Annotated in this window: 21 protein-coding genes; 14 read left to right on the forward strand and 7 right to left on the reverse strand. The window is 70.4% G+C overall.

Annotation, left to right across the window (positions count from 1 at the left end; genetic code table 11):
- The first annotated feature begins 72 nt into the window (after positions 1-72).
- Both ctaD and ACFRCG_RS37150 read left to right on the forward strand, forming a co-directional pair.
- Positions 73-1785 (forward strand): cytochrome c oxidase subunit I, encoded by a 1713-nt coding sequence (gene ctaD / locus ACFRCG_RS37145; RefSeq protein WP_380039882.1) that lies wholly within the window; start codon positions 73-75, stop codon positions 1783-1785.
- A 153-nt stretch (positions 1786-1938) separates the two neighbouring features.
- Positions 1939-2139 (forward strand): DUF5988 family protein, encoded by a 201-nt coding sequence (locus ACFRCG_RS37150; protein WP_380039783.1) that lies wholly within the window; start codon positions 1939-1941, stop codon positions 2137-2139.
- Between the two features lie 71 nt (positions 2140-2210).
- Here the strand turns inward: ACFRCG_RS37150 and ACFRCG_RS37155 are convergent, their stop codons facing one another.
- From ACFRCG_RS37155 to ACFRCG_RS37165, 3 genes are all read right to left on the reverse strand, one after another.
- A complete protein-coding gene (locus tag ACFRCG_RS37155) occupies positions 2211-3320 on the reverse strand; it encodes a CapA family protein (protein ID WP_380039785.1) in 1110 nt (369 codons plus the stop codon).
- 330 nt (positions 3321-3650) lie between these two features.
- A complete protein-coding gene (locus ACFRCG_RS37160) occupies positions 3651-4190 on the reverse strand; it encodes a TlpA family protein disulfide reductase (protein ID WP_380039787.1) in 540 nt (179 codons plus the stop codon).
- A 4-nt stretch (positions 4191-4194) separates the two neighbouring features.
- Positions 4195-4740 (reverse strand): MauE/DoxX family redox-associated membrane protein, encoded by a 546-nt coding sequence (locus tag ACFRCG_RS37165; protein ID WP_380039789.1) that lies wholly within the window; start codon positions 4738-4740, stop codon positions 4195-4197.
- A 298-nt stretch (positions 4741-5038) separates the two neighbouring features.
- Between ACFRCG_RS37165 and ACFRCG_RS37170 the strand changes: the two genes are divergently transcribed.
- The 5 genes from ACFRCG_RS37170 (at position 5039) to ACFRCG_RS37190 (ending at position 8975) form a co-directional block, all read left to right on the forward strand.
- Positions 5039-5227 carry a hypothetical protein gene (locus tag ACFRCG_RS37170; protein ID WP_380039791.1) on the forward strand — a complete coding sequence of 63 codons (189 nt, stop codon included), beginning with the start codon at positions 5039-5041 and terminating at the stop codon, positions 5225-5227.
- On the forward strand, positions 5224-5394 hold the full coding sequence (locus tag ACFRCG_RS37175; RefSeq protein WP_380039793.1) for a hypothetical protein: 171 nt from the start codon (positions 5224-5226) through the stop codon (positions 5392-5394). The genes ACFRCG_RS37170 and ACFRCG_RS37175 overlap by 4 nt, the downstream gene beginning before the upstream one ends.
- A gap of 181 nt (positions 5395-5575) precedes the next feature.
- A complete protein-coding gene (locus tag ACFRCG_RS37180; RefSeq protein WP_380039795.1) occupies positions 5576-7450 on the forward strand; it encodes an ABC transporter ATP-binding protein in 1875 nt (624 codons plus the stop codon).
- Entirely contained in the window at positions 7447-7989 is a 543-nt protein-coding gene (locus ACFRCG_RS37185) for a S26 family signal peptidase (RefSeq protein WP_380039797.1), read from the forward strand. The genes ACFRCG_RS37180 and ACFRCG_RS37185 overlap by 4 nt, the downstream gene beginning before the upstream one ends.
- A gap of 221 nt (positions 7990-8210) precedes the next feature.
- The gene (locus ACFRCG_RS37190; protein ID WP_380039799.1) at positions 8211-8975 is read left to right on the forward strand and encodes an endonuclease I family protein; all 765 of its coding nucleotides are present in this window, start codon (positions 8211-8213) and stop codon (positions 8973-8975) included.
- 632 nt (positions 8976-9607) lie between these two features.
- Here ACFRCG_RS37190 and ACFRCG_RS37195 read toward each other — a convergent pair.
- Entirely contained in the window at positions 9608-11218 is a 1611-nt protein-coding gene (locus tag ACFRCG_RS37195) for a hypothetical protein (RefSeq protein WP_380039801.1), read from the reverse strand.
- A 340-nt stretch (positions 11219-11558) separates the two neighbouring features.
- Between ACFRCG_RS37195 and ACFRCG_RS37200 the strand changes: the two genes are divergently transcribed.
- Positions 11559-12062: a hypothetical protein gene (locus ACFRCG_RS37200; protein ID WP_380039803.1), complete on the forward strand. Its 504-nt coding sequence runs from the start codon at positions 11559-11561 to the stop codon at positions 12060-12062.
- A 269-nt stretch (positions 12063-12331) separates the two neighbouring features.
- Here ACFRCG_RS37200 and ACFRCG_RS37205 read toward each other — a convergent pair whose 3' ends face one another.
- Together ACFRCG_RS37205 and ACFRCG_RS37210 are read right to left on the reverse strand one after the other, a co-directional pair.
- A complete protein-coding gene (locus tag ACFRCG_RS37205) occupies positions 12332-13624 on the reverse strand; it encodes a glycosyl hydrolase family 28-related protein (RefSeq protein WP_380039805.1) in 1293 nt (430 codons plus the stop codon).
- 360 nt (positions 13625-13984) lie between these two features.
- Entirely contained in the window at positions 13985-15319 is a 1335-nt protein-coding gene (locus ACFRCG_RS37210; RefSeq protein WP_380039807.1) for an erythromycin esterase family protein, read from the reverse strand.
- 719 nt (positions 15320-16038) lie between these two features.
- Here ACFRCG_RS37210 and ACFRCG_RS37215 point away from each other — a divergent pair.
- Both ACFRCG_RS37215 and ACFRCG_RS37220 read left to right on the forward strand, forming a co-directional pair.
- Entirely contained in the window at positions 16039-16488 is a 450-nt protein-coding gene (locus ACFRCG_RS37215; protein WP_380039809.1) for a hypothetical protein, read from the forward strand.
- 230 nt (positions 16489-16718) lie between these two features.
- Positions 16719-17900, forward strand: coding sequence for a M48 family metallopeptidase (locus ACFRCG_RS37220; RefSeq protein WP_380039811.1), 1182 nt, complete (start codon positions 16719-16721; stop codon positions 17898-17900).
- Between the two features lie 112 nt (positions 17901-18012).
- Here ACFRCG_RS37220 and ACFRCG_RS37225 read toward each other — a convergent pair whose 3' ends face one another.
- Positions 18013-18165 (reverse strand): hypothetical protein, encoded by a 153-nt coding sequence (locus tag ACFRCG_RS37225; RefSeq protein WP_380039813.1) that lies wholly within the window; start codon positions 18163-18165, stop codon positions 18013-18015.
- Positions 18166-18500: 335 nt separating this feature from the next.
- Here ACFRCG_RS37225 and ACFRCG_RS37230 point away from each other — a divergent pair, with 335 nt between their 5' ends.
- From ACFRCG_RS37230 to ACFRCG_RS37245, 4 genes are all read left to right on the forward strand, one after another.
- Positions 18501-20117 carry a serine/threonine-protein kinase gene (locus tag ACFRCG_RS37230; protein WP_380039815.1) on the forward strand — a complete coding sequence of 539 codons (1617 nt, stop codon included), beginning with the start codon at positions 18501-18503 and terminating at the stop codon, positions 20115-20117.
- A gap of 126 nt (positions 20118-20243) precedes the next feature.
- On the forward strand, positions 20244-21527 hold the full coding sequence (locus tag ACFRCG_RS37235) for a serine/threonine-protein kinase (protein WP_380039817.1): 1284 nt from the start codon (positions 20244-20246) through the stop codon (positions 21525-21527).
- A gap of 102 nt (positions 21528-21629) precedes the next feature.
- Positions 21630-22079, forward strand: coding sequence for an RrF2 family transcriptional regulator (locus tag ACFRCG_RS37240; RefSeq protein ID WP_380039819.1), 450 nt, complete (start codon positions 21630-21632; stop codon positions 22077-22079).
- A 99-nt stretch (positions 22080-22178) separates the two neighbouring features.
- Positions 22179-23369, forward strand: coding sequence for a globin domain-containing protein (locus ACFRCG_RS37245; protein ID WP_380039821.1), 1191 nt, complete (start codon positions 22179-22181; stop codon positions 23367-23369).
- Positions 23370-23473 lie beyond the last annotated feature (104 nt).

Genomic DNA, 23473 nt, shown 5'->3' on the forward strand with positions numbered 1-23473 from the left:
GAGCGGACCCGCTCCGGGCCCTCGCCGGTCGGGAGGACTGACGTGAGTGTGAGTCGGGAAGCCGAACGCGACGTGGCATCGCTCCTGCCCCCGGGTGGTGAACGGGCGGGCGTCGGGGCCCGAGTGGTCGGCTGGTTGACCACCACGGACCACAAGGTGATCGGCTACATGTACATCACCACGTCGTTCGGGTTCTTCCTCGTCGGGGGAATCCTGGCGCTGTTCATCCGCGCCGAACTCGCCCGACCGGGCAGCCAGATCCTGTCCAACGAACAGTTCAACCAGGCGTTCACGCTGCACGGCACGATCATGTTGCTGCTCTTCGCGACACCGCTGTTCGCCGGATTCGCCAACGCCGTCATGCCGCTGCAGATCGGTGCACCCGATGTGGCGTTCCCGCGCCTGAACATGCTCTCGTACTGGCTGTACCTCTTCGGCGCCCTGATGGTCCTGGCAGGTTTCCTCACCCCGCAGGGCTCGGCGGCCTTCGGGTGGACGGGCTATGCGCCGCTGTCCGGCGTGATCCGATCGCCGGGTGTCGGCGCCGATCTGTGGATCATGGGTCTGGTCCTGTCCGGATTCGGCACGATCCTCGGCTCGGTCAATTTCATCACCACGATCATCTGCATGCGGGCGCCGGGCATGACCATGTTCCGCCTGCCGATCTTCTGCTGGAACGTGCTGCTGACCGGCTTCCTGGTGCTGATGGCGTTTCCGATCCTGGCCGCCGCGCTCCTCGTCCTGGAGGCCGACCGCAAGTTCGGCGCGCACGTCTTCGATCCGGTCAACGGCGGACCGCTGCTGTGGCAGCACCTGTTCTGGTTCTTCGGGCACCCCGAGGTGTACATCATCGCGCTGCCGTTCTTCGGCATCATCAGCGAGGTCCTGCCGGTGTTCTCGCGCAAGCCGATCTTCGGCTACCTGGGCCTGGTCGGCGCCACGATCGCGATCGCGGCGCTGTCCTCGGTGGTGTGGGCGCACCACATGTTCGTCACGGGCGCGGTGCTGCTGCCGTTCTTCTCACTCCTGTCGTTCCTCATCGCGGTGCCCACCGGGGTGAAGTTCTTCAACTGGATCGGCACGATGTGGAACGGCTCGCTGTCGTTCGAGACTCCGATGTTGTGGTCCCTCGGCTTCCTCGTCACCTTCTTGTTCGGCGGGCTGACCGGGGTGATCCTCGCGTCGCCGGCGCTGGACTTCCACGTCTCCGACACGTACTTCGTGGTGGCGCACTTCCACTACACGGTCTTCGGCACCGTGGTCTTCGCGATGTTCGCCGGCTTCTACTTCTGGTGGCCGAAGTGGACCGGGAGAATGCTCGACGAACGCCTGGGCCGGGTGCACTTCTGGTGCCTGTTCGTCGGCTTCCACACCACGTTCCTGGTACAGCACTGGCTCGGCGTCCAGGGGATGCCCCGTCGGTACGCCGACTATCCGGCCGGCGACGGCCTCACGGCCCTGAACTCGCTGTCCTCCATCGGGGCGTTCCTGTTGGGCGCTTCGACCCTGCCGTTCCTGTACAACGTGTGGCTGACCTACCGGACCGGCCGCAAGGTCGCCGTCGACGACCCATGGGGGTACGGGCGTTCGTTGGAATGGGCGACCTCGTGTCCGCCACCCCGGCACAACTTCACCGCGCTGCCGCGCATCCGCTCCGAGTGCCCGGCCTTCGACGCGCGGTATCCGGAGATCGTCATGCTCGGCGTGCGCGGAACCCCGACGGTGGGTGACGAGATCGACGGCTCGAATCCGAGCCCCGGATCGGACTCGGGCCGGGGCTTGTGAGGATCCGGCGCCTCCCGGGCACACCCCCGCCCCGTCGGCGGGCGGGCCGGGGCGGTGTGGTCGTGGCCGGTGGAGGTGGCGCGGTCCCGGGGCGCGCGAGCCCCAAGACCGACGCCGGGGATTGGAACCCGGAGTACGTGGGATAGGCCGGACATGAGCCAACGCGCATACCTCGAGGGTGGACCGGACGACATGCCGGAGCGGATCGTCACGATCACTCCGCCCGGAATCGAGCTGAAGATCCCGTTCCGCAATGGATACGAGCACTTCAAGAGCACCTCGCGACACCAGGAGACCCCGGAGGGCAGGTTGCCTGTCTACGAGTGGTGGGAAAGGACCGAGGTCGCCGACTGACCACGGCGAACGGAAGCGAGTGGCGACCGACGACGGCTCGCTCCGACGGCCACGGCCGCGAACGCGTGCGGTCAGTGGTGGAGCGTGAGGCGGTTGTCGGGCTCCGGGGTCACCTCGGTCCCGAAGGGGCGGCCGGCTCGGGTCAGCGTGGCCGCCAACCACTCGGCATCGACGCGTGAGGCGCGCCCGAGACGCATTTTGACGGCCCGCAGGGGTGCCATGCGCAGACCGGACAGTTCTCCCGTATCGCGCGCCACGGTGGCGAAGTACAGGAGTCGCAGGTCGTCGCGGTAGAACTCGTAGCCGCGGATGCCTTCGTAGTCGTCGACGCAGTCGCCGCAGCCGTACAGGATCAGTTTGTTGCGGTACACCTCGATCGCGCGCGGATGGTGCGAGGAGTGACCGTGCACGACGTCGACGCCGCCGTCGATCAGGCGGCGCGCGTACCGAATCCGCGATGCGGGGACGTCGTAGCCCCAATTCGAACCCCAGTGCATGGACGCGACCACGATGTCCCCCGGGAGTTTCGCCCGACGCACCCGTGCGACGAGTTCCTCGGCACCTCGCTCCGACGTGTCGTGGGTGAAGTCGACGCCGGCACGGTTCTCGGTCGCGGCCCAATCGGGCGGCACTCCGCTGGAGGGCGCCCCCTGGGCGAAGACCACCACCCGCCCGCCCTCCCCGACGGGCACCACCGCAGGACGCCGGGCCTCCTCGATGCCGCCCCCCGCGCCGGCGGTGCGCAGCCCGGCCCGGTGCAGCGCGTCGAGGGTATCCGCCAGGCCGGCACGGCCGAAGTCGAGGACGTGGTTGTTCGCCAGGACGCAGACATCTGGCCGGATCGCCTCGAGGCACGGGATGTTGTCGGGGTGCATCCGGTAGTGCACCGCCTTGAACGGTTCGAAGTCGTCACTGGTGGTGATGCCGGTCTCCAGGTTCAGGACCCGGACGTCGGGTGCCTCGGCGTCGAGGATGGCCGGCGCGTCGCCCCAGGGCCGGCCGAATCCCACCGGTCGAGGAATCGGCCCGTTGGCCTCCTCCGCCAATCGCACGTATTCGCCGGCGTCGCCGACGAATGCCTCCCGCAGCGCCGGATCACCCGGGTGCGGAAGAATCTGGTCGATGCCGCGGCCCAGCATCACGTCTCCACACAGGCACAGCGTCACGTGGCGTTTCTTCATACTTCCAGGGTTCCACCGCGGGCGCGGGTGTGATGTCGGCTCCGCCCCGAGCGCGCCGGCCACCCGGGCGCCCGGCCCGGCACGCGGGTGGCGGGGGCGCCCGGGGTCGGGCGGTTCGATGATGGGCCGACCGCGGCCTCCGCGTCCCGGAGCGGGCGGTGGGAGTGCGCCGAAGGTGGCGAGGAACAGGTCGTACGCGGCGAGTGACAGGGCGACCCGGGAGACGTGACCGGCGGCCGGCGGCGAGCCGGTTGAACCACGCGGTCGGTCGTCCGATGCGCATGCGTCGATGGTGAGCCGACCCGGGCCCGGCGCCGCGGTCGTGTCCGGTCAGGTCGTCGAGTGGTCGGGCGTGGTGAGTCGTTCGGGGTCGAGGCCCGTCGCGGTCACCGTTCCGTGGGCGTCGATCAGCCCGAACGCGGGATAGCCCGTGATCGCGAAGGCGGTGCCCAGCGGTCCGTCGGGTGACGCCTCGACCACGACGCGGGCGACGTCGCGTAGGGCCGCCGCCTGTGCGCGGGTCGCCGCGTCGTCGCCGTGGAGCACGGCAAGCACGGCGAGCGCCCTGCGACCGCTCTCGCGTCGGGCCGCCTCGACGAACCGCGGCAGACGCTCGGTACACGCGGGGCAGTTCGGCGAGAAGAACCCGAACAACGTTTCGCCCAGGCCCTCTCGCGTGATGGTCTCTCCGGTCGTCGTCACGGCGGAGAAGTTCGGCGCGGTCGAGCCGACGGGCAACACGAGAGCGGCGGGCCCGGGGCGCGAATGGTCACGCTGTGCGCGGAGTTTGCGGACGATCCCGAACGTCAGCAGCAGATTCAGCAGGCACAACACGGTGAGCACCACGACGGCGGCGATCAGGAACGGCATGGCGTTACCTCCCTGGAGAGCCGGGCGCGGAGCCGAGATCGAACAGTTCGGCCAACTCGTCGGTGGAGATCACCACGAGTGCTCCGATCACCGCGCACGACACCGCCGCCAGGGCGCCGGGGAGGTGCGTCGACGTCGCCGCTCCGGCCGCGCCGAGGGCAAGTCCGGTTGCGGCGACCGTGATCAGCACGGCGTTGCGCACCACGTGCCGGCGGCCGATCGGTGTCGCGGACGCGCCGAAGCACGCGCACGACGCGGTCGTTCCCCGGCGCAGCGCGCCGAGGATGGCGATCGTGAAGACCCCCAACAGGGGCAGGGCGACGGCGAATCCCGCGAGCCCACGCGGTGTCGCCGCGAGCGACAGCGCCGCGGCGATCTCGCCCGCGACCACGGCGATCGCGATCGAGCGCGCCCACGGGGCCGGCACGCCGAACTCCCTCGTGGCGGCGACGAACGCGCGAAATGCCCTGCCACCGCGTAGCTTCCCGCCTGCGGAGGCCACCAGTACGAGGCCCAGGAGCACGCGGCACGCAAGTAACGCGTATCCCATCGATCGCCCTCGCTTCCCTCCACCGGACCGACCGATCGAGGCAATGTAACGCGTTGGGCAGCGTTCCCGACAGGGTCGGTGAACGCCGTGTCCGGGTGCCGGCCGAACTGCTCGGCGATATATCAACTCGCTTGTGTGGCAGGTGAGTTCGTGGCATACGCCGTTCCGCTACAGGGCCGCGGCGGGGCGGCGCGGCCGCGGGCCCGCCGTACTCGTCGGGCCCGCCGGGGCGCTCGCGAGCATACGTTCGACGGCCCTATTGCGGTCCGCCGACCGCACGCCCTAACGTCTCGTTCCGGTGAAGTCGCTTGCCGACTCTCCCGGTTCCACCCGCGCCGGAACGTCCGCGATCAACCGTGTGATCGAAACCCCGGGTGATGAAACCGGCGTGATCGCTTTTCGGAACGACCGTTCGGGCACGTCCCCGATCACGATCGGCGTGGTCGCGTCGATCGACTGGACGACGGACTTCGGAGGTTCACGATGAAGGGCACCATCGCAAGGCTCGGCGACCGGCTCCTGGAACTCGCCCTCGGCCGGGAGCGCGCCGGCGCCTGCTACGACGACATGGGCCAGACGTGCGCGTGTGTCGACGGCTACGAGTATCGCTACGACTGCTGGGACCGCTGCCTCCCGACCCGCTTCCCCTGCTGAGGGCGGGCACGGTGGGGGCGATCGTGGCAGGGCCCGGCGACCGGCTCCGGGAACTCGTCCCGGGAGGTGAGCGGACCGGCGTGTGCGTCGTGGACATGGGCGAGGCGTGCGCGGATCGGGGCGGCGAGGAGTACCGCCGCAACCGCCGCGGAGCCCGCGTGGCAACCGGATTCCCCCGCTGATGTCGACCTCGGCCGGCGCCGGCGAGGGTGACACGTCCCCGGCGGCCCGGCTGCGGCCCCGGGCGGTGAAAGTCGCCCTGACCCTCCAGTTCCGGGCGGCGCCGGTCGGGGCGACGCTCCTGTTCGCCGCGACGGTGGCGGTCGGCATGCTGCCGGCCACCGCCGCGTGGCTCACCAAGCTCCTGTTCGACGAACTCACGCGCGGCGATCGCATCGACAACAGTCGTGTCGTCGCGCTCGCGGTCACGCTTGCCGGGATCGGCGCGGTCACTGCCGCACTCGTGCAACTCATGGGCTATCTCAACGAGTTGGTGCGACGCAGACTGGTCGCGGCGGTCGAGCGCGACCTGTTCGCCAAGGTCGACGAGTTCCGGGGCCTGCGCCGGTTCGAGGATCCCGCGTTCCACGATCGCCTGCGGCTCGCGCGGCAGGCGTCGGAGGACGCTCCCCACAACATCACCATGTTCACGCAGGAGGTGCTGCGCTCGGTCGCGTCCCTGGGCGCGTTCGTCGGCGTGCTCTTCGCGGTGTGGCCGCCGATGGTCGGGTTGCTCCTGCTCTGCGGCGTCGCCGCGCTCCTGGCCCGACTGTCGATGGCACGGCGTCAGGTCACGGTCTGGGAGATGACGGCCGGGCGCCAACGCCGGCGGTTGTTCTACCGATCGTTGCTGATCGACCCCCGCGCGGCCAAGGAGATCCGGCTGTTCGGGCTCGGCGGCTTCCTGCACGCGCGGCTGGTGCGCGCGCTCGCCGACGCCACCGACGCCGAGCTCGCGGTCGCGCGCCGCACCGCGCTCGTGCAATCGGGATTCGCCGCGCTGAACGCGCTCGTCGCGGGTCTCGGCCTGGTCGTCGTCGTGGTCGGCGCCGCCGACGGCCGATTCGGCGTCGGGGACGTGACGCTCTTCGTCGCCGCGTCGGCCGGCGTGCAGGGCGCGTTCACCGGGGTCGTCATGCAGGCCGGCCCGGCCGCGTCGGGAGTCCGTCTCCTCGGCCATTACCTCGCGCTCATGGACACGCCCGACGACCTGCCCGGCGGCACCGGTCCGGTACCCGCCCTGCACGACCGCATCGAGTTCCGCGACGTGTGGTTCCGCTACGACGCCGACGGGCCGTGGGTGTTGCGCGGCGTCGATCTCGTCGTCCCGGCCGGCCGCGCGATCGGCCTCGTGGGGCGCAACGGCGCCGGCAAGAGCACACTGGTCAAACTCCTGTGCCGGTTCTACGACCCCGAACGCGGCACGATCCGGTGGGACGGTGTCGACATCCGCACGATGAGCGTGGTCGAACTGCGCCGCCGCGTCGGCGCGACCTTCCAGGACTACATGGCGTACGACCTGACCGCGGCCGAGAACATCGGCGTCGGCGACATCGCGCACCGCGACAACCGCGAACGGGTGCGCGAAAGCGCGAACCTGGCCGAGATCGACGCCGACCTCGCGCGCCTTCCCGACGGATACGACACCCAGCTCAGCCGCGTCCATCGCGACCGGGACGACGCCGGGGACGGCGTCACGCTCTCGGGCGGACAGTGGCAGCGGGTCGCGCTGGCCCGGTCGCTGATGCGCCGAAACGCCGACCTGCTGATCCTCGACGAGCCGAGCGCGGGTCTGGACCCGGAGGCCGAACATCGGGTGCACCGCATGCTGCGCCGGCATCGTCGGGGCCGGACGAGCCTGCTCGTGTCGCACCGCCTCGGCGCCCTGCGCGACGCCGACACGATCGCGGTGCTCGACGACGGCCGCATCGTCGAACTGGGTTGCCACGAAGAGCTGATGGCGTTGCCCGATGGGCACTACGCCCGGCTGTTCGCGCTCCAGGCCGCCGGATACGCGAACCCCGTGGGACCGGCGGTCGCCGAGGAGACGCGGTGATCGGGAGGGGACGGGAGACGACGAGCGTGCGGGCGACGCCGGGCGGCGTGGGGGTGTCGGCGGTTCTCGCGGCGGTGATCCTGGTGCTCGCCGGAGTGCGCGCTTCGCGCTCGCGCCTCGCACTCGTCCGGGTGACCGGCACGAGCATGGCGCCGACCTTCGCCGACGGCGAACGACTCCTGGTCGACCGCGCCGGGGCGGTGCGTCGGGGGGACGTCATCGTGTTCCGCAACCCGACGGCGGCCCTCGGCGCCGATCGGGATCCGCACTGGCTGGTCAAGCGGGTCGCGGCGGTGCCCGGCGATCTTGTGCCGGCCGAGGTGCGCGATGCCGTACGCGCCGCGAACGACGCCGTCGTGCCCGCGGGTTCGCTGGTGGTACGCGGGGATGCGCCGCGTTCCCACGACTCACGCCACTTCGGGTATGTACCGGCGTCCACCGTCCTGGGCGTGGTCGGGACCGGCGCTCGAACCCCCTGGCGCGTGTCCCGCGCGGGCGCGGTCGGCGCGCGGTGCCCGCGGTGGCGGCGATGGGGTTGATGGAGGCTCGCTCGTATCCGCCGGGCCCCGCTGCGGGATCTCGTCACGAGATGTTCACCCGATGGCCGGTCCCGTCGACGGGAAGGGCCGGTCACGCTGGACCGGTCGGATTCCTCTCGACCGACGACCGCACGACGCGCGCCCCAACGACCCACGTCGCCCCCACCACCCGTGGAGCCCTCATGCGTCTCGGACCGCCTGTCGCAATCGCGCTGAGCGCGATGCTGATTTCCCTCGCAACCCCCTCGACCGCGCGGGCCACCCCCGACGAACCACCCATCGGTGAAGACGTGGCCGCGGCGGCCGACTACTACGCGTCGGCGCTGGGCCTGACCGGGCCGGCGTTGAAGGCCGCCCTGCACACCATCATCAGTCGCGGTACCTCCGCGGTGAACTACGACGGAGTCTGGAACGCGTTGCGCGTGACCGACGAGGATCCCGCCGATTCGTCGCACGTGATCGAGCTCTACACCGGTCGGTCGATCGCCAAGAATCGGTCGGGCGGCGGCAGCGGCGATTGGAACCGCGAGCATGTGTGGGCCAAGAGCCACGGCGGTTTCGGAACCGCGACCGGCCCCGGTACCGACCTGCATCACCTGCGTCCGGAGGACGTCTCGGTCAACGGCATTCGAGGCGACAAGGACTTCGACAACGGTGGTTCCCCGGTCGCCGGCGCACCCGGCAGCCGCACCGACGGCGACTCGTTCGAGCCGCGCGACGCGGTCAAGGGCGATGTCGCCCGCATGATCCTCTACATGGCCGTGCGCTGGGACGGCGGCGACGGCTTCCCCGATCTGGAGCCCAACGACCGTGTGGGCAACGGATCCGCCCCGTCCATCGGACGCATCACCGTGCTCAAGGCCTGGAGCAACCAGGACCCGCCCGATGCCTTCGAGCGGCGTCGCAACGACCTCATCCACCGGGACTACCAGCACAACCGCAACCCCTTCATCGATCATCCCGAGTGGGTCGACGCCATCTGGTAGCCCGATCCCACGGACGGCGATCGCCCCCGAAGCGCGGAAACGAGCGAGGGGGCGAGCGGATGCGCGGGTGGCGTCACCGCCATCGATCCCGCAACCACCGGTTCCTGCGGCTCTCTTCGGCTTGGACAGGGCCGTCGACGGCGTGGAGGCACGGCGGCCGTCTCCGTCGCGGCACGACCCAACCCGGCATGCGTGCCGCGGGTCGTGCTTCCGGCGCGCCGATCGCCGAAATCCGCGCCCCGGTTCCGCATCCCGGGTGACGCACCATCCGGGGCGGCAGGCACCGGCAATGCGGCGTAATACCGCGCCGGTAAAAGCCCGGGCGCCGAATTTTCCGTCCCGGTGGACGTCGACGCATTCCCCGCCGTCCCCCGAGCGGTCGCGATACCGGGCGGTCGCGAATAGGGCGCGACGGCCCACGCCGTCGTGGCTGCCGATCACGATCCCGTGCCGCGTACGAAAACGCCCGGTGGCGGGGGCGCACCGGCCGGCATCCGGCCGAGTCGTCCCGCACCACCGGGCGAGTAAAGCGGCACCGTCTCGAAGCGTCGACACCCGCACATCCCGACGCGTCGAGTCGGTGTCGACCGTCTCGAGTTCGGTCGACTCGAACTCGGTCGATTCCCGCTCGGCTAACTCAGGCTCAGCGTGAGCGCCCCCGAATAGGTCCCCGGGCGAACGAACGCCGGGGTCGTCAGCGTCAGGGCGGCGTCCGCCGAAACGCTGCCGCCCGTGGCTCGACCCTCGACCGGCGTCTGCGTGCACAACTGGGCCTGGGTCGCCCCGAGCGGCCCCGGAGTGCCGGGGGTGACCGTTCCGGGCGCGCCGTCGGCCGCCACGCACGCGGGCGTCCAGGTCACGCTCCCGGCCGGGAGCTTGTCGGTGCCGTTCTCGGCCGTCAGCTCCGACATCGTGCCGGTGAGCGACCACCCGAGGTCGGTTCCTCGGGCATCGACCACGGTGACCCGGTTGAGCGCGGCGTTCAGGCGCAGCGGTTTGCCGTCGATCGTCGCGCTGCCGAAGTCGATCCGGTCGCCGGCCTGGGACATCGTCAGGCCGCCGGGCTTGATCTGCCCACTGACCGATTGGGTCAGCTGGGCCGGGCCCTCGCCCACCGTGTACGGCGTCCGCGTACCGATCGCGGGGTTGCCGAACTCGTACGCCGCGACCGCGGCGGTGGTCGCGGCGGTCACCGTGAACGTCGCGGTGAACGAGCCGTTCGCGTCCGCGGTGGTGGTCACGGCGTCCTCCGTCGGCGCCCCGGGCTCGTCCTGGGGTTGGACGGTGATCTGGGCGTTCGGCGAGAACGCGGTACCGGTGACGGTCACCCGGGTGCCGATCGGACCGGCGTTCGGACTCAGCACGAGCCCCCGCCCGCCGACCGGTACGGACACGACGGTCAACGGCGCCTCCAGGGCCACCGATCCCGATGTGACCTTCAGGATCGCCGCCGTACTGGGAACCGCGCCGGCGACGTGCACCCACCCCGACAGCACACCGTCGACGACCTTGACGTCGCTCGCGGCGATGGTCGAGTAGCCGTTGTCGCAGAATCCGCCGAACTCGGGGAAGCACATGGTCAGTCCCACCGGACCGGCCGGCCAGTGCGCGCCGGACAGCGTGACCCGGGAGTTCGAGTCGACGGTGCTCGGCGTCGCGGTCAGCGTGGGCGCCTGACTGCCCTGCTCGACCGTGTACGACGCGACGACGCCGTTACCGGAGATCGGCACGCACGTCGCCGTCGCGAGCAGGTTTCCGCCGACGATGGTCTGCACCACGATCGACTTCAGGGTGAGGTCCACGGTGGATCCGGCCGCCGCGCCGACGATCGTCGCGGGCACGGTGAACGGGGGCGGCACGATGGGCGTGTTCGCCTCGATCGGCGTTTCGAACGACGGCGGCGCCACCGAAAGGTCCCCGGTCGTGCCGCCGGATGTGGCGAACGTGTAGACGGACTTGATCGTCGCGAGCGGAATCGGGATCGGGCTGGTCGCCGGACTCCCACCCGCCACGACGTGCATCGAGGTGGCACCGTCACCGTGCGTCGGATCCAGGGTCACCTCGAACCGCTGCGGCCCCTCGGGGGCGCCGACCGGGGTCGTACACCGCATGACCGGGGTCACGGTGCCCGCGCCCGCCGACGGCGCGAGGGCGACCAGGCCGCCGCCGAGGGCCAGGGCGGCGGCGGCCACCGAGGCGGCCCAGCGATGGTGGGTCAATCTTCGGGAAAACCGTTTTGACACGTTGCTCCTTCGTGTGGACGGCCGGTGCGGACGACCTGTTCGGAGCCTGTCGGAAACGAAAGGCGTAGCGAACCATTCGCACATTTGGATCATCCATAGTCAAGAGCGGGATGCGACCCGATTCATTCGACACGTGTCACCATGATCGAGAAATACCCGGGCAACCGAATATTCTTTGCCGATATGAGTGGTCATGAATTGCGATCATGAATTATCGATCTTGAATTTTGCCGTCGGAGAATTGCGTTCCGATCCTGCTTGACGGAATCCGAAACTTCGGATTCACTCCAAATGCGCCGACAGGAACTTTCCGCAGTATCTGTCGAAAGGGGCACCTTCCATGTCACGATCCAAGGCCCTCGCGGCCGGCGCCGCCGTCTTCGCCGGTGCCATGGCCGCGACCGTCGGCCTCGGCGGCACAGCCACGGCCGGCGGCCCGTCCACCGCGAAGTACGACTGTCTGACCTCGATCGGGGTCAGCTACACCGGCAAGAGCGCGACGTTCACCACCAACGCGTCGCACCAGATCTCGGCCACCATCGCGCTCGCGCCGCTGATCACCATCAACAACGGCGACCTGACGATCACCGCCAACCTCGGGGGTCCGAGCGGCACGGTCACGTTCAGCGGCACCGCCGGCACGTCCGGCCCCTTCGGCCCGGTCAACCTGGGTCCGCTGAACAAGACGGCGGGCACGATCTCCGCCGGTCAGGCCCTGACCGTGATCCAGTCGGCCAGTGCGCCCAGCGCCACGAACTGGTCGGTCAAGCTGCACCACAATCCCAACAACGTCGACATCTGGTGTGTCGGCAAGAGCGCGTTCAGCCCGGCTTTGACCTACTGATCCACCAGCCCCGCCCTCGGCGCGGCGGGGGGTCGTTCGGCAGGGGTTCGACGCCGCTTCGATCGTCACGTATGGGCCGGCCAGGCCCGAAGTGCCGTCGAACCCCGGTGCGCACAACCGCGCTACGGCGAACGCGCCCGGTCGAGGTCCGGTCGCGGCGGGTCCGGCGACGCGCACGCGCCCGCGCAACGGGCTTGCCGAACGCGGCAGTTCGGCAGGTTGCGGCGCGGGCGCGTGATCGGCGGCCCGGTGTCGGGCCGCCGGAGGGCTCATGCCCGCAGTTCGGTCCACGTCCAGGTGCCGCCGACGCGTACGTACAGGCGCTTGTCGGCGATGTCGACGGCCATCGTGCCGTCGAGCGGGGGGTATTGGAACGATGCGTCGGTGACCGGGCCCGCGACCAGGCGCAGCGGTGGATTGGGCTGGTTGCGGGTGGGGACGGCGCCACTGGCCTGTCCGCCGGTGTTGCCGTAGGAGTTCTCGACACGGAAGTCGCCGGTGGAGCTCTGCTCGTAGTAGATGTGTGTGCCGGCGGGTTTGGTGCCGTACAGGCCGTTGACGTTGCGCAGGACGCCGGTCTGACCCTTCGTCGAGTACAGGATCACGCCGGAGTTGACGGTCGTGGTCGTGCCGCACGCGATGAGGGTGTCCTCCAGCGCGCTCACGGAGGGGGCCCAGTCGATGATGTTCTGCGGAGTGCCGTATCCGGTGGCGAAGTTGCCCGCGTACGCGTAGATGTTGCGGGCGAACACGTGTCGGCAGGACGCGTCGACCCTGAAGTGTGGTCCGCCCTTCATCGCGGACGTCTCGAACTTGCAGTCGGTGACGTGGATTCCGTTGGGGTTGTTGGTTCGCGCGGTGCCCTGGGTGACCCACAGCGCGCCGGTGCCGAAGTTCTCCAGGCGGCAGCCGGTCAGGTGGACCTGGTTGACGTTGTCGGTGCTGTAGCCCCATTCCCAGGTGTTCGCGGCGGAGGAGTTGCGCAGCCAGACGTTGGGGTGTCGATTGCTGTCCGCGGGGCCCGTGCAGGATTCCACGACCATGTCGTGGAACCGCGAGTCCCACAGTTCGACGGCGTCGACGGCGATGTCCGCGTTGCTCGTCAGGTATACGTCGCGAATGTGGGTGTTGTTGTTGTAGTAGAGCTCGAGCAGCAGGCCCGATCTGCCGTTTCCGTTGAGGCCGAGGTTCTCGATCGCGCAGTAGCGGCGGTGCGTGGTGCCTTTCGCGTCGAGTGAGGGGCCGGTGCCGGAGATCCGCAGGAGGATGCCGTCGGCCTTCTTGACCAGCATGGCCGCCTTGCTGCCGGCGCCGATCAGGCGTACGCCGTCGCCGTTCACGGACAGCGCGGCGGCGGGTTTGCCGGCGACGGGCACCGGGGCCACGAGGTATCGGCCGGCCGGGAAGTAGACCGTGCCGCCCGGCTGCGCCGCGGCGTCGATCGCGGACTGGACGGCCGCGGTGTCGTCCGCGACGCCGTCGCCGATCGCGCCGTGTGCCTTGACGTCGTACCAGTCCGCGGCGTTGCCCGCCGCGGTCGCCGGAGCCGATGTCGTCGCCACGAGCCCGGCCCCGACCGCGGTCGCCGTCACCGCACCGGTCAGGAACGCCCGACGGCCTCCGGCTCCCCGCCGCCTTGTTCCGTTCTCCCCATCCCGCTGTCGTGCTCTTTCGTCGGACGAGTGTTCGCCGTTCATTGCCGTACCCCCGTGGAAGCGCCGGACGGATCACCCGGCTTCGGTGGATGATGCCACGGCGCTTCCCCTGCCGTTGTGTTCGCGTGAAGCGGCCACGCGAAGCCCGCGCGTACCGGACACGTCGACGTCCGGTCGACGTCGTGGTCTGCTGCGCGGGCCGCGCCCCCCGTGGAATCCGGCGCATGGGGAAGGGCGCCGGGGCGGCCGCGCGCCGTGACTCGACGGTCAGCGCATGTGGGTCTCGGTGACGCGGTGCAGGTGGACGACGACGTCATACGTCTGCGCGAGACGGATGTTGTTCGTGATGTGGGGATCGGGCCAGGAGGCGCCGATGCTGCGGGTGGCACGACGCGTGCCGAGCCAGTCGCGGGCGGCGCGTGGGGCGGTGCGCGTGTCCAGGTAGTAGTCGCGCGTCGAGACCTTCTCCAGCGTCTCCTCGTTGCCGCCGGCCGCTGTCGGCCCGACCTCGCGGGGACGGAACGGCGACGTGGGGTCCTGGGCGTCGACGGCGTTGAACCGGCCCTGACCGAACGTGAATCCGACGGCGACGTAGCGCGAGCCCAACTCGTCGCGGAGGAACTGGCCCTGGACCCTGGGGTACAGGTCGGTGTTGTCGGGTTCGGTGCCCACGTGGGTGTTGTGGGCCGAGAGCAGCACACGTTCCCCGGTGTACCGCTGCCACCACACGGTGTTGGCGGCCATGCTCTCGTCCCGGTGCAGCTGTGCCTTGGCGCCCTCGGAGCCCATGAAGTCGAAGCCCTGGGATGTGCCGACCTGGGCGATGGACCTCGCGTGCTGCAATACCAGTTGGTACTCCTTCGGATTGCCGCCCGGTCGCTGCCGTTCCAGCAGGTCGTAGGCGCTGCGGACGTCGTCGCGCATCCGCCGGCGGGTGTCGAGGGGGAGCGTGCGGCGTTGCATCATGGTGTCGCTGACGCCGGCGGTGGGGCGAGACTCCCGGTACAGGCGCCGGAACTCGGGCAGCAGGGCGGGGTAATGGCGGGCCACATAATCGGTGACGGCGTCGAACTGCACCGTTCCGGCGTAGTTGACGTCGTTGCCGACGACACGCAGGGGGCGGCGGTCGGGGTGGCGTTGGTTCCACTCGCGCATCCAACGGAACTGGGCTGCCATCTCATGGGTGTTCCACAACGCTCCGCCGTTTTGGAGTTCGTCGGACATGAGGGTGTCCAGGTTGCCGGCGCCGCCGCGGACCCAGGTGTCCAGCCGCAGACCCGCACTCCAGTGCATCTCGAACGCGAAGGTGGTGAAGCCGCGGCGTTCCACGAGGTGGCGCAGGAGTCGGTGCTTGATGTTCTGGAACTCGGCGGACCCGTGCGTTGCCTCGCCCACCCCGAGTACCTTGGCGTCGCCGACCATGCGGTCGAAGGCGCGCAGATCGGCGTCCGGGGCGGCGGGGTCCGTGGAGCCCAGTGTGTGCGCGGCCGCGGCGAGGGCCCGTACGGGGTTGGTGTCGGTTACCGATCCCGCGTGTGCGGTGCCGATCGCGCCCGCGCTCGCACCCAGGCACAGCACGAGCGGTACCAAGGGGCGCAGCATCCGCCGCATGGCTCGAGACTGCGGGCAACTGTCGTGCGTCACTGAGGAGTTCACGATTGCGCGCGGTATACGCGGAGTTTCGTTTCGCATGCGCCCAGGCTAGGAATCCGTCCCCTCGGCGCGCATCATCCGCCGGCCCGAGGACCGGAGTCCTCCCGCGGCTCATCCGGTTGGTACTCGGGTCCGTGTTCGAGGGCACCGGGCGAACCTACGTACTGGGTGGCCGAGTTCGTACGCGGTGTGTGATGTGCCGTGCCGAGCGGGAATACACCGAAGTCCTGCCGGAGCGCCGATGCTCAGACAGGACTTCGGGTTGTGTCAGGGGCCGCCGGGAAGCCCACCCAGTGGTAGCCGCCCCCGTAGCCGGCCGAGCGCGTTTGGCACGAACCGTAGCCCTTGGTGACATGGACCGGGTAGTGATTGCCCTTGGAGTCCGAGACCTGCAACTCTGCCGGCTTGCCGTTGGAGGCCGAATCGAAGACGGAGATGATGTCCCGTGTTCCTCGACGTAGACCGTGACGCCGGGGGCCTTGTACACGTGAAGGGCGGGCCGTCCTCGTCGTGCGGTCGGCCCGACGGAACTCGGCCGGACGACATCACCATCGTGCCGTCGGATCGGCGCTCTGCCATTGGCACCGCGCGCCTTGTCGTGGGCATGGAGCGCACGAGGAACCGAGCCCGGCGCGCGCGGCGGTCGCCGGGCCGGCACGATCGCGCGCATGAACATCATCCCCGGGCGCGGCGTAGCCCTGGTCGAGATCGGTGACGCGCGGTCCGAGGTCGAGGCCAGGACCGGCGAACCGGTCCACGGACCGGGTCGATCGAAGGCCGTCTACCGCACCGACCCGTCGCTGGTCATCAGCTACCTGCCGGACGACACCGTCGAGTTGGTCGAACTCGGTCACTCGGCCGGGAGCGGTACCGAGGTGTACCTCGACGATGTCCGGTTGACCTGGCGGTTCCTGGACGACGTGGTCGCCGATCTGACCGCCCTCGGTCACACCGGCACGGAAACCGACATCGGCTATGCGTTCCGGGCCGGATTCGCGATCTGGTCGATGGGTTCCCGCCATGCCTGCGAGCTCGACCCCGACGCGGACGAGGACGACGAGCGCGAGATCGTCGAGGGCGTGTCGGTCGCCCCGTACGCCTACTTCACCGAGAGCTGACACGGCGGATTCGAGCGCGTGGGAAACGCGTGTGTGGTGGCCGGGGACTACGCTGCCTGGTCGGCACGGGTGGCAGGCGGTGAGGCGGTCCCGGGGAGGGGCCGTCGGGGGGAGGCGTGGTGGGTGTTCGGGTGGAGGGTTCCGATCGGGTTCGGGCATGTCCCGACTGTGAGGCGGATGTCCCGGCGGAGGAACGATTCGTCGCCTGGTGTACGGAGTGCGGGTGGAACGTGGATCCCGCCGGTGCCGAGGAGCCCGCGCCGGGACGCGTCGAGGCGGCTCGACGACGGCTCGCACACCGCGACGGGGAGCGGCTGCTCGCCGAGGTCGAACGCGGCGGGGACGCCCGGCCCGCGCGCGACGCGAAGCGGGTGCTCACCTACGCGGTGGCCGTGCCGGTGCATGCCACGACGCTGGTGCTCCTCGTGCTCGGCGTGTTGCTTCCGATCGTGGCCTGGGGCACCGTGTTCGGGCCGGTTCTGGGTGGGTTGTTCCTGGCGATGGCCTGGGTGCTGCGACCGCGGCTCGGCGCGCTGCCGAAGAACGCTCCCGTGCTCGAACGGGCATCCGCACCGGCGCTGTTCGCGCTGATCGACGAGATCGCGACGGTCGCCGGCACGACCGGGGTGGACGCGGTGGTGATCGACGGGCGGTTCAACGCGGGCGTGACCACATACGGTCTGCGGCAGCGACGGATGCTCCATCTCGGGCTCGGCCTGTGGGAGGTGCTGACGCCGCGACAACGCGTCGCGGTCCTCGGCCACGAACTCGGGCACTACGCCCACGGCGACACGCGGCGCGGCGTCGTGGTCGGGAGCACGTTGCGCTCGTTGCGGGTCTGGTACTACCTGCTCGCTCCGTCGCGGCGGCCGGGGCCGGGCAGCGTGGTGGTCAACTCGCTGATGTTCCTGCCCCGATGGGGCGTCTACGGGGTGTTGGCCCTGCTCGACCACCTGTCCGTGGGCGCGGCGCAGCGTGCCGAATACCTCGCGGACCGCACCGCCGCCCGGGCCGGATCCAGTGCGGCGGCCGTGGAGCTCATGGATCGGCTCCTGATCGGTGCCTCCGTCGACGCCGAGCTGCGGCGGCAGGCCGTGGTGGCGAACACCCGCGTCGGGCGGCCGGTGTCGCGCGCCGAGCTCGAGGCGGGCCTGTGGGCGAACCTCGCGGCGCATGTCCGAGGCATCCCGGAGCGGGAGTACGAACGGCTGCGTCGGGTCTCCGCGTTGCGCGGGCACAGGGTCGACGCCACCCACCCGCCGACCCATCTGCGTCGGCAACGGGTGCGCAACGACGAGCAGTACCCGGGCCTGGTCCACCTCGACCACGACCGCGCCGCCACGATCGGCGACGAACTCGCGGATGCGCGGCGCCAGTTGGCCGGGGAAGCACTCCGCGACACGACCCGCTGAGCGGTCGCGAAATCGGGGGCCGCCAGGCCCCCGGGGCGAAGCGCGATCAGGTCGTCGTGCATGGTCCGTGGCGTGGCCACCGCCGCGGGCGCCGGCCTCGTGAGAGGTCCCGTCACATCAGGATGCCGAGCACGACGATCAGCACGGTGGTGACCATCACCAGGAGCATCCCGCCGCACCCGTCGTTGGCCTGGCGTTTCCTCGGCCGCGATCCGCTGGGGCGTTTGCCGCCCATGTGGGCGGCGCAGTAGCGCTTGCCCGACACGGTCGGCTTCCCGCAGGTCGTCCCGCCCCGCCCGCGCACCGTCGATCGCTGACACCTGCCCACGTGAGCCTCCTGAATCCGACGGATGGTCACCCCATGCTGTCGAACTCTCGCCGCCCGTACCGGCGGTTCGCCGAAACCGGCTCCTGCTCGAGCAGGCGCGGGAATTCGGAATCCGGCACGGATTCGTGAACCGCCCGTCACCGCTCTCCCGTGCAGCCCGGCCCGGGTCTTCGACCTGGACTTTCGGTGCGCGACGCGTCGAACTCGGCCCGGCCGCACGGTGGTTGGAGTCGGATACACTGCCGGCTGTTCATTCGGGGGAAGGGGCGGGCATGTCCGGACCGGGCATCGAGCCGTTGCACGACGACGATCCGACGTGGATCGGGCCCTATCGACTGCTCGGCCGGATCGCCTCCGGCGGGATGGGCCGGATCCATCTCGGTCGCGGCACCGACGGTGGTCTCGTCGCGATCAAGACGCTGCTCGCCGACGGCGAGGTGGGCGCGGTGAATCGGCGTCGGTTCGCCCGCGAGGTCAAGATCGCCCGGCAAGTGCGCGCCGAGCACACGGCGCGCGTCCTGGCCGCCGACCCGGACGCCGAGCGCCCGTGGATGGCCACCGAGTACGTCCCCGCCCCGTCGCTCGCCGAACTGGTGAGCCATGCCGGGACGTTGTCCGGTTCGGCGGTGCGCTGGGTGGCCCGCGGCACCGTGGAGGCTCTGGTCGGCCTGCACCGCCAGGGCATCGTGCATCGGGACGTCAAGCCGCAGAATCTGCTGCTGCCCGCCGAGGGGCCGTGTCTGATCGACTTCGGTATCTCGCACGCCCAGGACCTGACCCGGACGTCGCTCTCACTCGGGACGATCGCGTTCACCTCCCCCGAACAGGCCCGCGGCGAGGAGTCGACCGCCGCGTCCGACGTCTACTCGCTGGGGGCCACGCTCTTCCACCTCGCGGTGGGCCGTGCGCCCTACCCGGTGGGCGAGGACATGATGCGGCTGCTGGCTCGGGTGGCCGAAGCCGACGTGGATCTCACCGGTCTGCCGGCCGAGTTGGCGCCGGTGATCGGACCGTGCCTGGCCCTGGAGCCGGCCGATCGCCCCACATCGGCGGAGGTGCTGGCGAGGGTGTCGGTGGACCTCGCCGAGGCACCCACGGCCGAACGGATCGTCGGGTGGTTGCCGCCGCGATGGTCGGCGTTGGTGACGGAATACGCCCGGTACGGGCGGGACTTGTCGGCGTGGTCCTGGGACGGGGACGCCACCCACGCCGATACCGACGGCGACGCCGACGCCACCACCGACGACGCCGGCACCGCTGCCGACCCACCGGAGCCCGCGCCCGGAGGGCGGGCCCGGGTGCTCGTTCGAGCGGTCCGGGTGCTCATGGTGTCCATCCTCGTCGCCATCGCCGGCTTCCTCGGGATCGCGTACTGGCACGGCGAGCAGGCGAAGAAGCCCAGTGCCACCGATCGGGCCTTCGAAGCACTGGCCCCGGGTGACTGCCTGGGTTCGACGCCGGTCTCCGGCGAGTGGGCGAAGCGGGCTCCGAGCGTGGTCGACTGCGCTCTGCCGAACGCCTACGCACGCGTCACCTCGGTTCCCGGCGTGAACGGTGGATCCTGCCCGAGCCGCCCCGAAGTCATCGGCTGGTTGCGCGCGTTCCCGCAGGGGGAAACCTTCGTGCTCTGCGCGGAACGCCTGTACCGGGTCGGTCAGTGCACTGTGGGCAAACGCGAAGGGCGGCACATCACGAGTGTGCAGGTACACGAGGTCTGGGACTGCCGGACGGAGCAACTTCCGTCCGGATATGGCGAGTTGCTCAAAATCACCGAATACCCGGCAATCGGACAGGACTGCCGCGGAGACGACCGGGACACGGCGGCTTCCGACGAGTACGTCCGCTACGTGGTCCGGACCGGTGAGGTCGCGTGTCTGGCCCGGGTGTGAGCGGTTGCCGGCGGCCCGCGCCCGTCAACCGACACCCGCCGATCGGCACCCACCGATCGGCACCCACCGATCGGCACCCACCCGAGGTACGGCCTTCGATGAACGGCACCCGATGAACGGCCTGCGATGAACGCCCCGGACACCCCACCCCCCACCGCGATCCGCCTCGGCCCGCTGAGCCGCGACGACCCGGATCGCCTCGGCGACTACCGCCTGATCGGCCGACTCGCCTCCGGTGGCATGGGGCGCCTGTACCTGGCTCGCTCGACCGCGGACGGCAGTCTGGCCGCCGTCAAGACCCTGCTCGCCCGGGGCGAAGTCGGCGAGGTCGAGCGTCGCCGGTTCGCGCGCGAGGTCGGGCTCGCGCGGCGCGTACGCGGCGAGCACACGGCGCGGGTCCTGGCCGCCGACCCCGACGCGGCCCGTCCGTGGATGGCGATCCGGTACATCCCGGCCCCCTCGCTGGCCGAACTCGTCGCCTCCCGGGGCACCGCCGACGAGGCGTGCGTGCGTCGACTGGGCGCGAGTTGTGCCGCGGTATTGCTGGATCTGCACGAGGGGGGCATCGTGCATCGTGACCTCAAGCCGCAGAACGTGCTGCTGCCGAACGCGGGGCTGCGGTTGATCGACTTCGGCATCTCGCACGCCGTGGACGTCACCCGGACCCACCTGACCCTGGGCACCATCGCGTTCACCTCCCCCGAACAGGCTCGGGGCGAGCCGTCCACCGCGGCGTCGGACGTCTACTCGCTGGGGGCTACGCTCTTCCACCTCGCCGTCGGGCGTCCGCCCTACCCGGAAACGGGAAACGACCTGCGGCTGCTGGCCCTGGTCGCCCGCGCCCGGATCGATCCGGCCGATCTGCCCGCCGGCCTCCGCGAGTTGATCCTCCCCTGCCTGGCCCTCGAACCGGACGACCGGCCACGGACCGCGGATCTGCTCGGCGCGTTCACCGAGCCGGGGCGGTCGCCGGGCCTGCCGCACGCCGCCGACCTGCGGATCCCCGACCGTTGGCGCTTGCTGATCGACGCGTACGAACGTGAGGGTCGCCGACTCGCGGCGGCCGAACCGCACTTCGCCCACCCCACAGTCGTCACGCCGCCGCCGGGGCCGACCTCGCCGGTGCAACCCGCCGCCACCCGCGTCGATCACACCGTGCCCGAACCGGCGCACCGAGTACGTCCCGGCGACCGGCTCACCGATGGGCCCGGCGGGCCGGGCCACCGGCACGACCGTCGGCCCGGCCAACCCATCGACATCCCACGCAGGTTCGCGGGCCTGTCCGCTACCGGTTGGCGGGCCGCGGCAAAGGCCGGTAGCGCGCTGACCGTGCTCGTGGTCTACGCCCTGCTGCTGCTCGCGGTCCTGGCCGTGGTGGTCGTCATCGTCGTCGCGGTCGCCCGCGAATGACACGCGGTGGCTACGCGCGACCTCGATCCGCGCCGCCCGGTCGGGGCGGTCCTCGGGGACATTAACTTGCATTCACGATGCGTATTAAATAGCGTGCCCCACATGCGACTGGCCATGTTCACCGATGTGGCGCTGCGGACACTGATGTGTCTCGCGGCCACCCGGGACGAGTCCCTGACCACCCGCCGGGTGGCCGAGGCGATCGACATCCCGTACACCCACACGGCCAAGGCGGTCGCGCGCCTCCAGCACCTCGGCCTGGTCGAGGCGCGACGCGGTCGTGGCGGCGGCCTGAGCCTGGGTCCGGGCGCCGCGTCCGCGTCCATGGGGACCCTGGTCCGAGAACTGGAGGGAGCCGGCGACGTGGTGGCCTGCGAGGGTGACTCGCCGTGTCCACTCGCCGCGAACTGCCGTTTGCGCGGGGCGCTTCGGCGTGCACAGGAGGCGTTCTACGCCTCGCTCGACCCGATCACCCTCGCCGACCTGATCGCTTCACCCACCGGCCCGACACTGATCGGCATGATCGCCCGAGCGCCCGTCGAGTCCGGCTGAATCCTCCCGACCCGACCCTTCGCGTCGTGCCCATCTCGCACCCCTCTCTCGCCTCTCTCGCCCTTTAATGCGCATCTGATATACCAATTAGGAGTCGTCATGTTGTCCGAACAGGCCACAACAACCGTCCGCGCCACACTCCCGACGATCGGCGCGGCCATCGGCGACATCACCGACCTCTTCTACAAGAAGTTGTTCGCGGCCCACCCCGAACTCCTCCGTGACCTGTTCAACCGCGGAAACCAGGCGGACGGTTCGCAAAAGCAGGCGCTGGCCGGTTCGATCGCCGCGTTCGCCACCGCGCTCGTCGAGCACCCGCAGGTTCGCCCCGACGCCCTGATCGCCCGCATCGCCCACAAGCACGCGTCGCTCGGTGTCACCCGTGACCAGTACGTCGTCGTCCACACCCACCTTTTCGCGGCGATCGTGGATGTACTCGGCGAGGCCGTCACACCCGACGTCGCCCGCGCGTGGGACGAGGTCTACTGGCTGATGGCCAACGCCCTGATCGCCGTCGAGGCGCGCCTGTACGCCGAGGCCGGCGCCGTCGACGGAAGCACCTGGCGCGACTGGGAGGTCGTGGAGCGCTCGCGCGAGACCGCCGACGTCGCCACATTTCGGCTGCGGCCGGTCGACGGCGCGGACGCACCGCGCTTCCGGCCGGGGCAGTACGTCTCCGTTCAGGTCGAACTCGCCGACGGCGCGCGGCAGATCAGGCAGTACAGCCTGTCCGCGGCGCCCGCCGAGACCCTGTCGATCACCGTCAAGCGCGTGCACGGCACGGTCGACGGAGAGGTATCCAACCACCTGCACGCGCACGTGCGCGAGGGCTCGCGACTGACCCTGTCCGCCCCGTACGGCGACGTGCCGTCCGTCGACGCCGACGCGCCGCTGCTGCTGATCTCGGCCGGCATCGGCTGCACCCCGATGGTGGCGATGCTCGACCACCTCGTGAGCGTCGGCCACGCCGGACCCGTCACCGTACTGCACGCCGACCGTTCTCCCGCCGAGCACGCCCTGCGCGCGCGACACACCCGACTGGCCGCCGAACTGGCTCCGGCGGCGGCGCACTTCTGGTACGAATCGCCCGACCCGGAGGGCACATCCGAGGCCCGCGCGGGACGCATGGATCTGACGGACATCGCCATCCCGACCGCCGCGCGCGCCTACCTGTGCGGCCCGCTGCCCTTCATGCGCGCGATACGCGCCCGGCTCATCGAACGCGGTGTCCCCGCCGCCGACATCCACTACGAGGTCTTCGGCCCCGACCTGTGGCTCGGCGGCGAATAGCCGGTACGCCTCCCGGGCCGTGGCCATGATCACTTCGACGACGAGGCGGGGTGATCCGGCGAGTTCGTGCACTCTTGCCGAACGGGCGGTCGTCATCCATCCTC

The organism is Embleya sp. NPDC056575 (assembly GCF_042793325.1).
GTDB lineage: Bacteria > Actinomycetota > Actinomycetes > Streptomycetales > Streptomycetaceae > Embleya.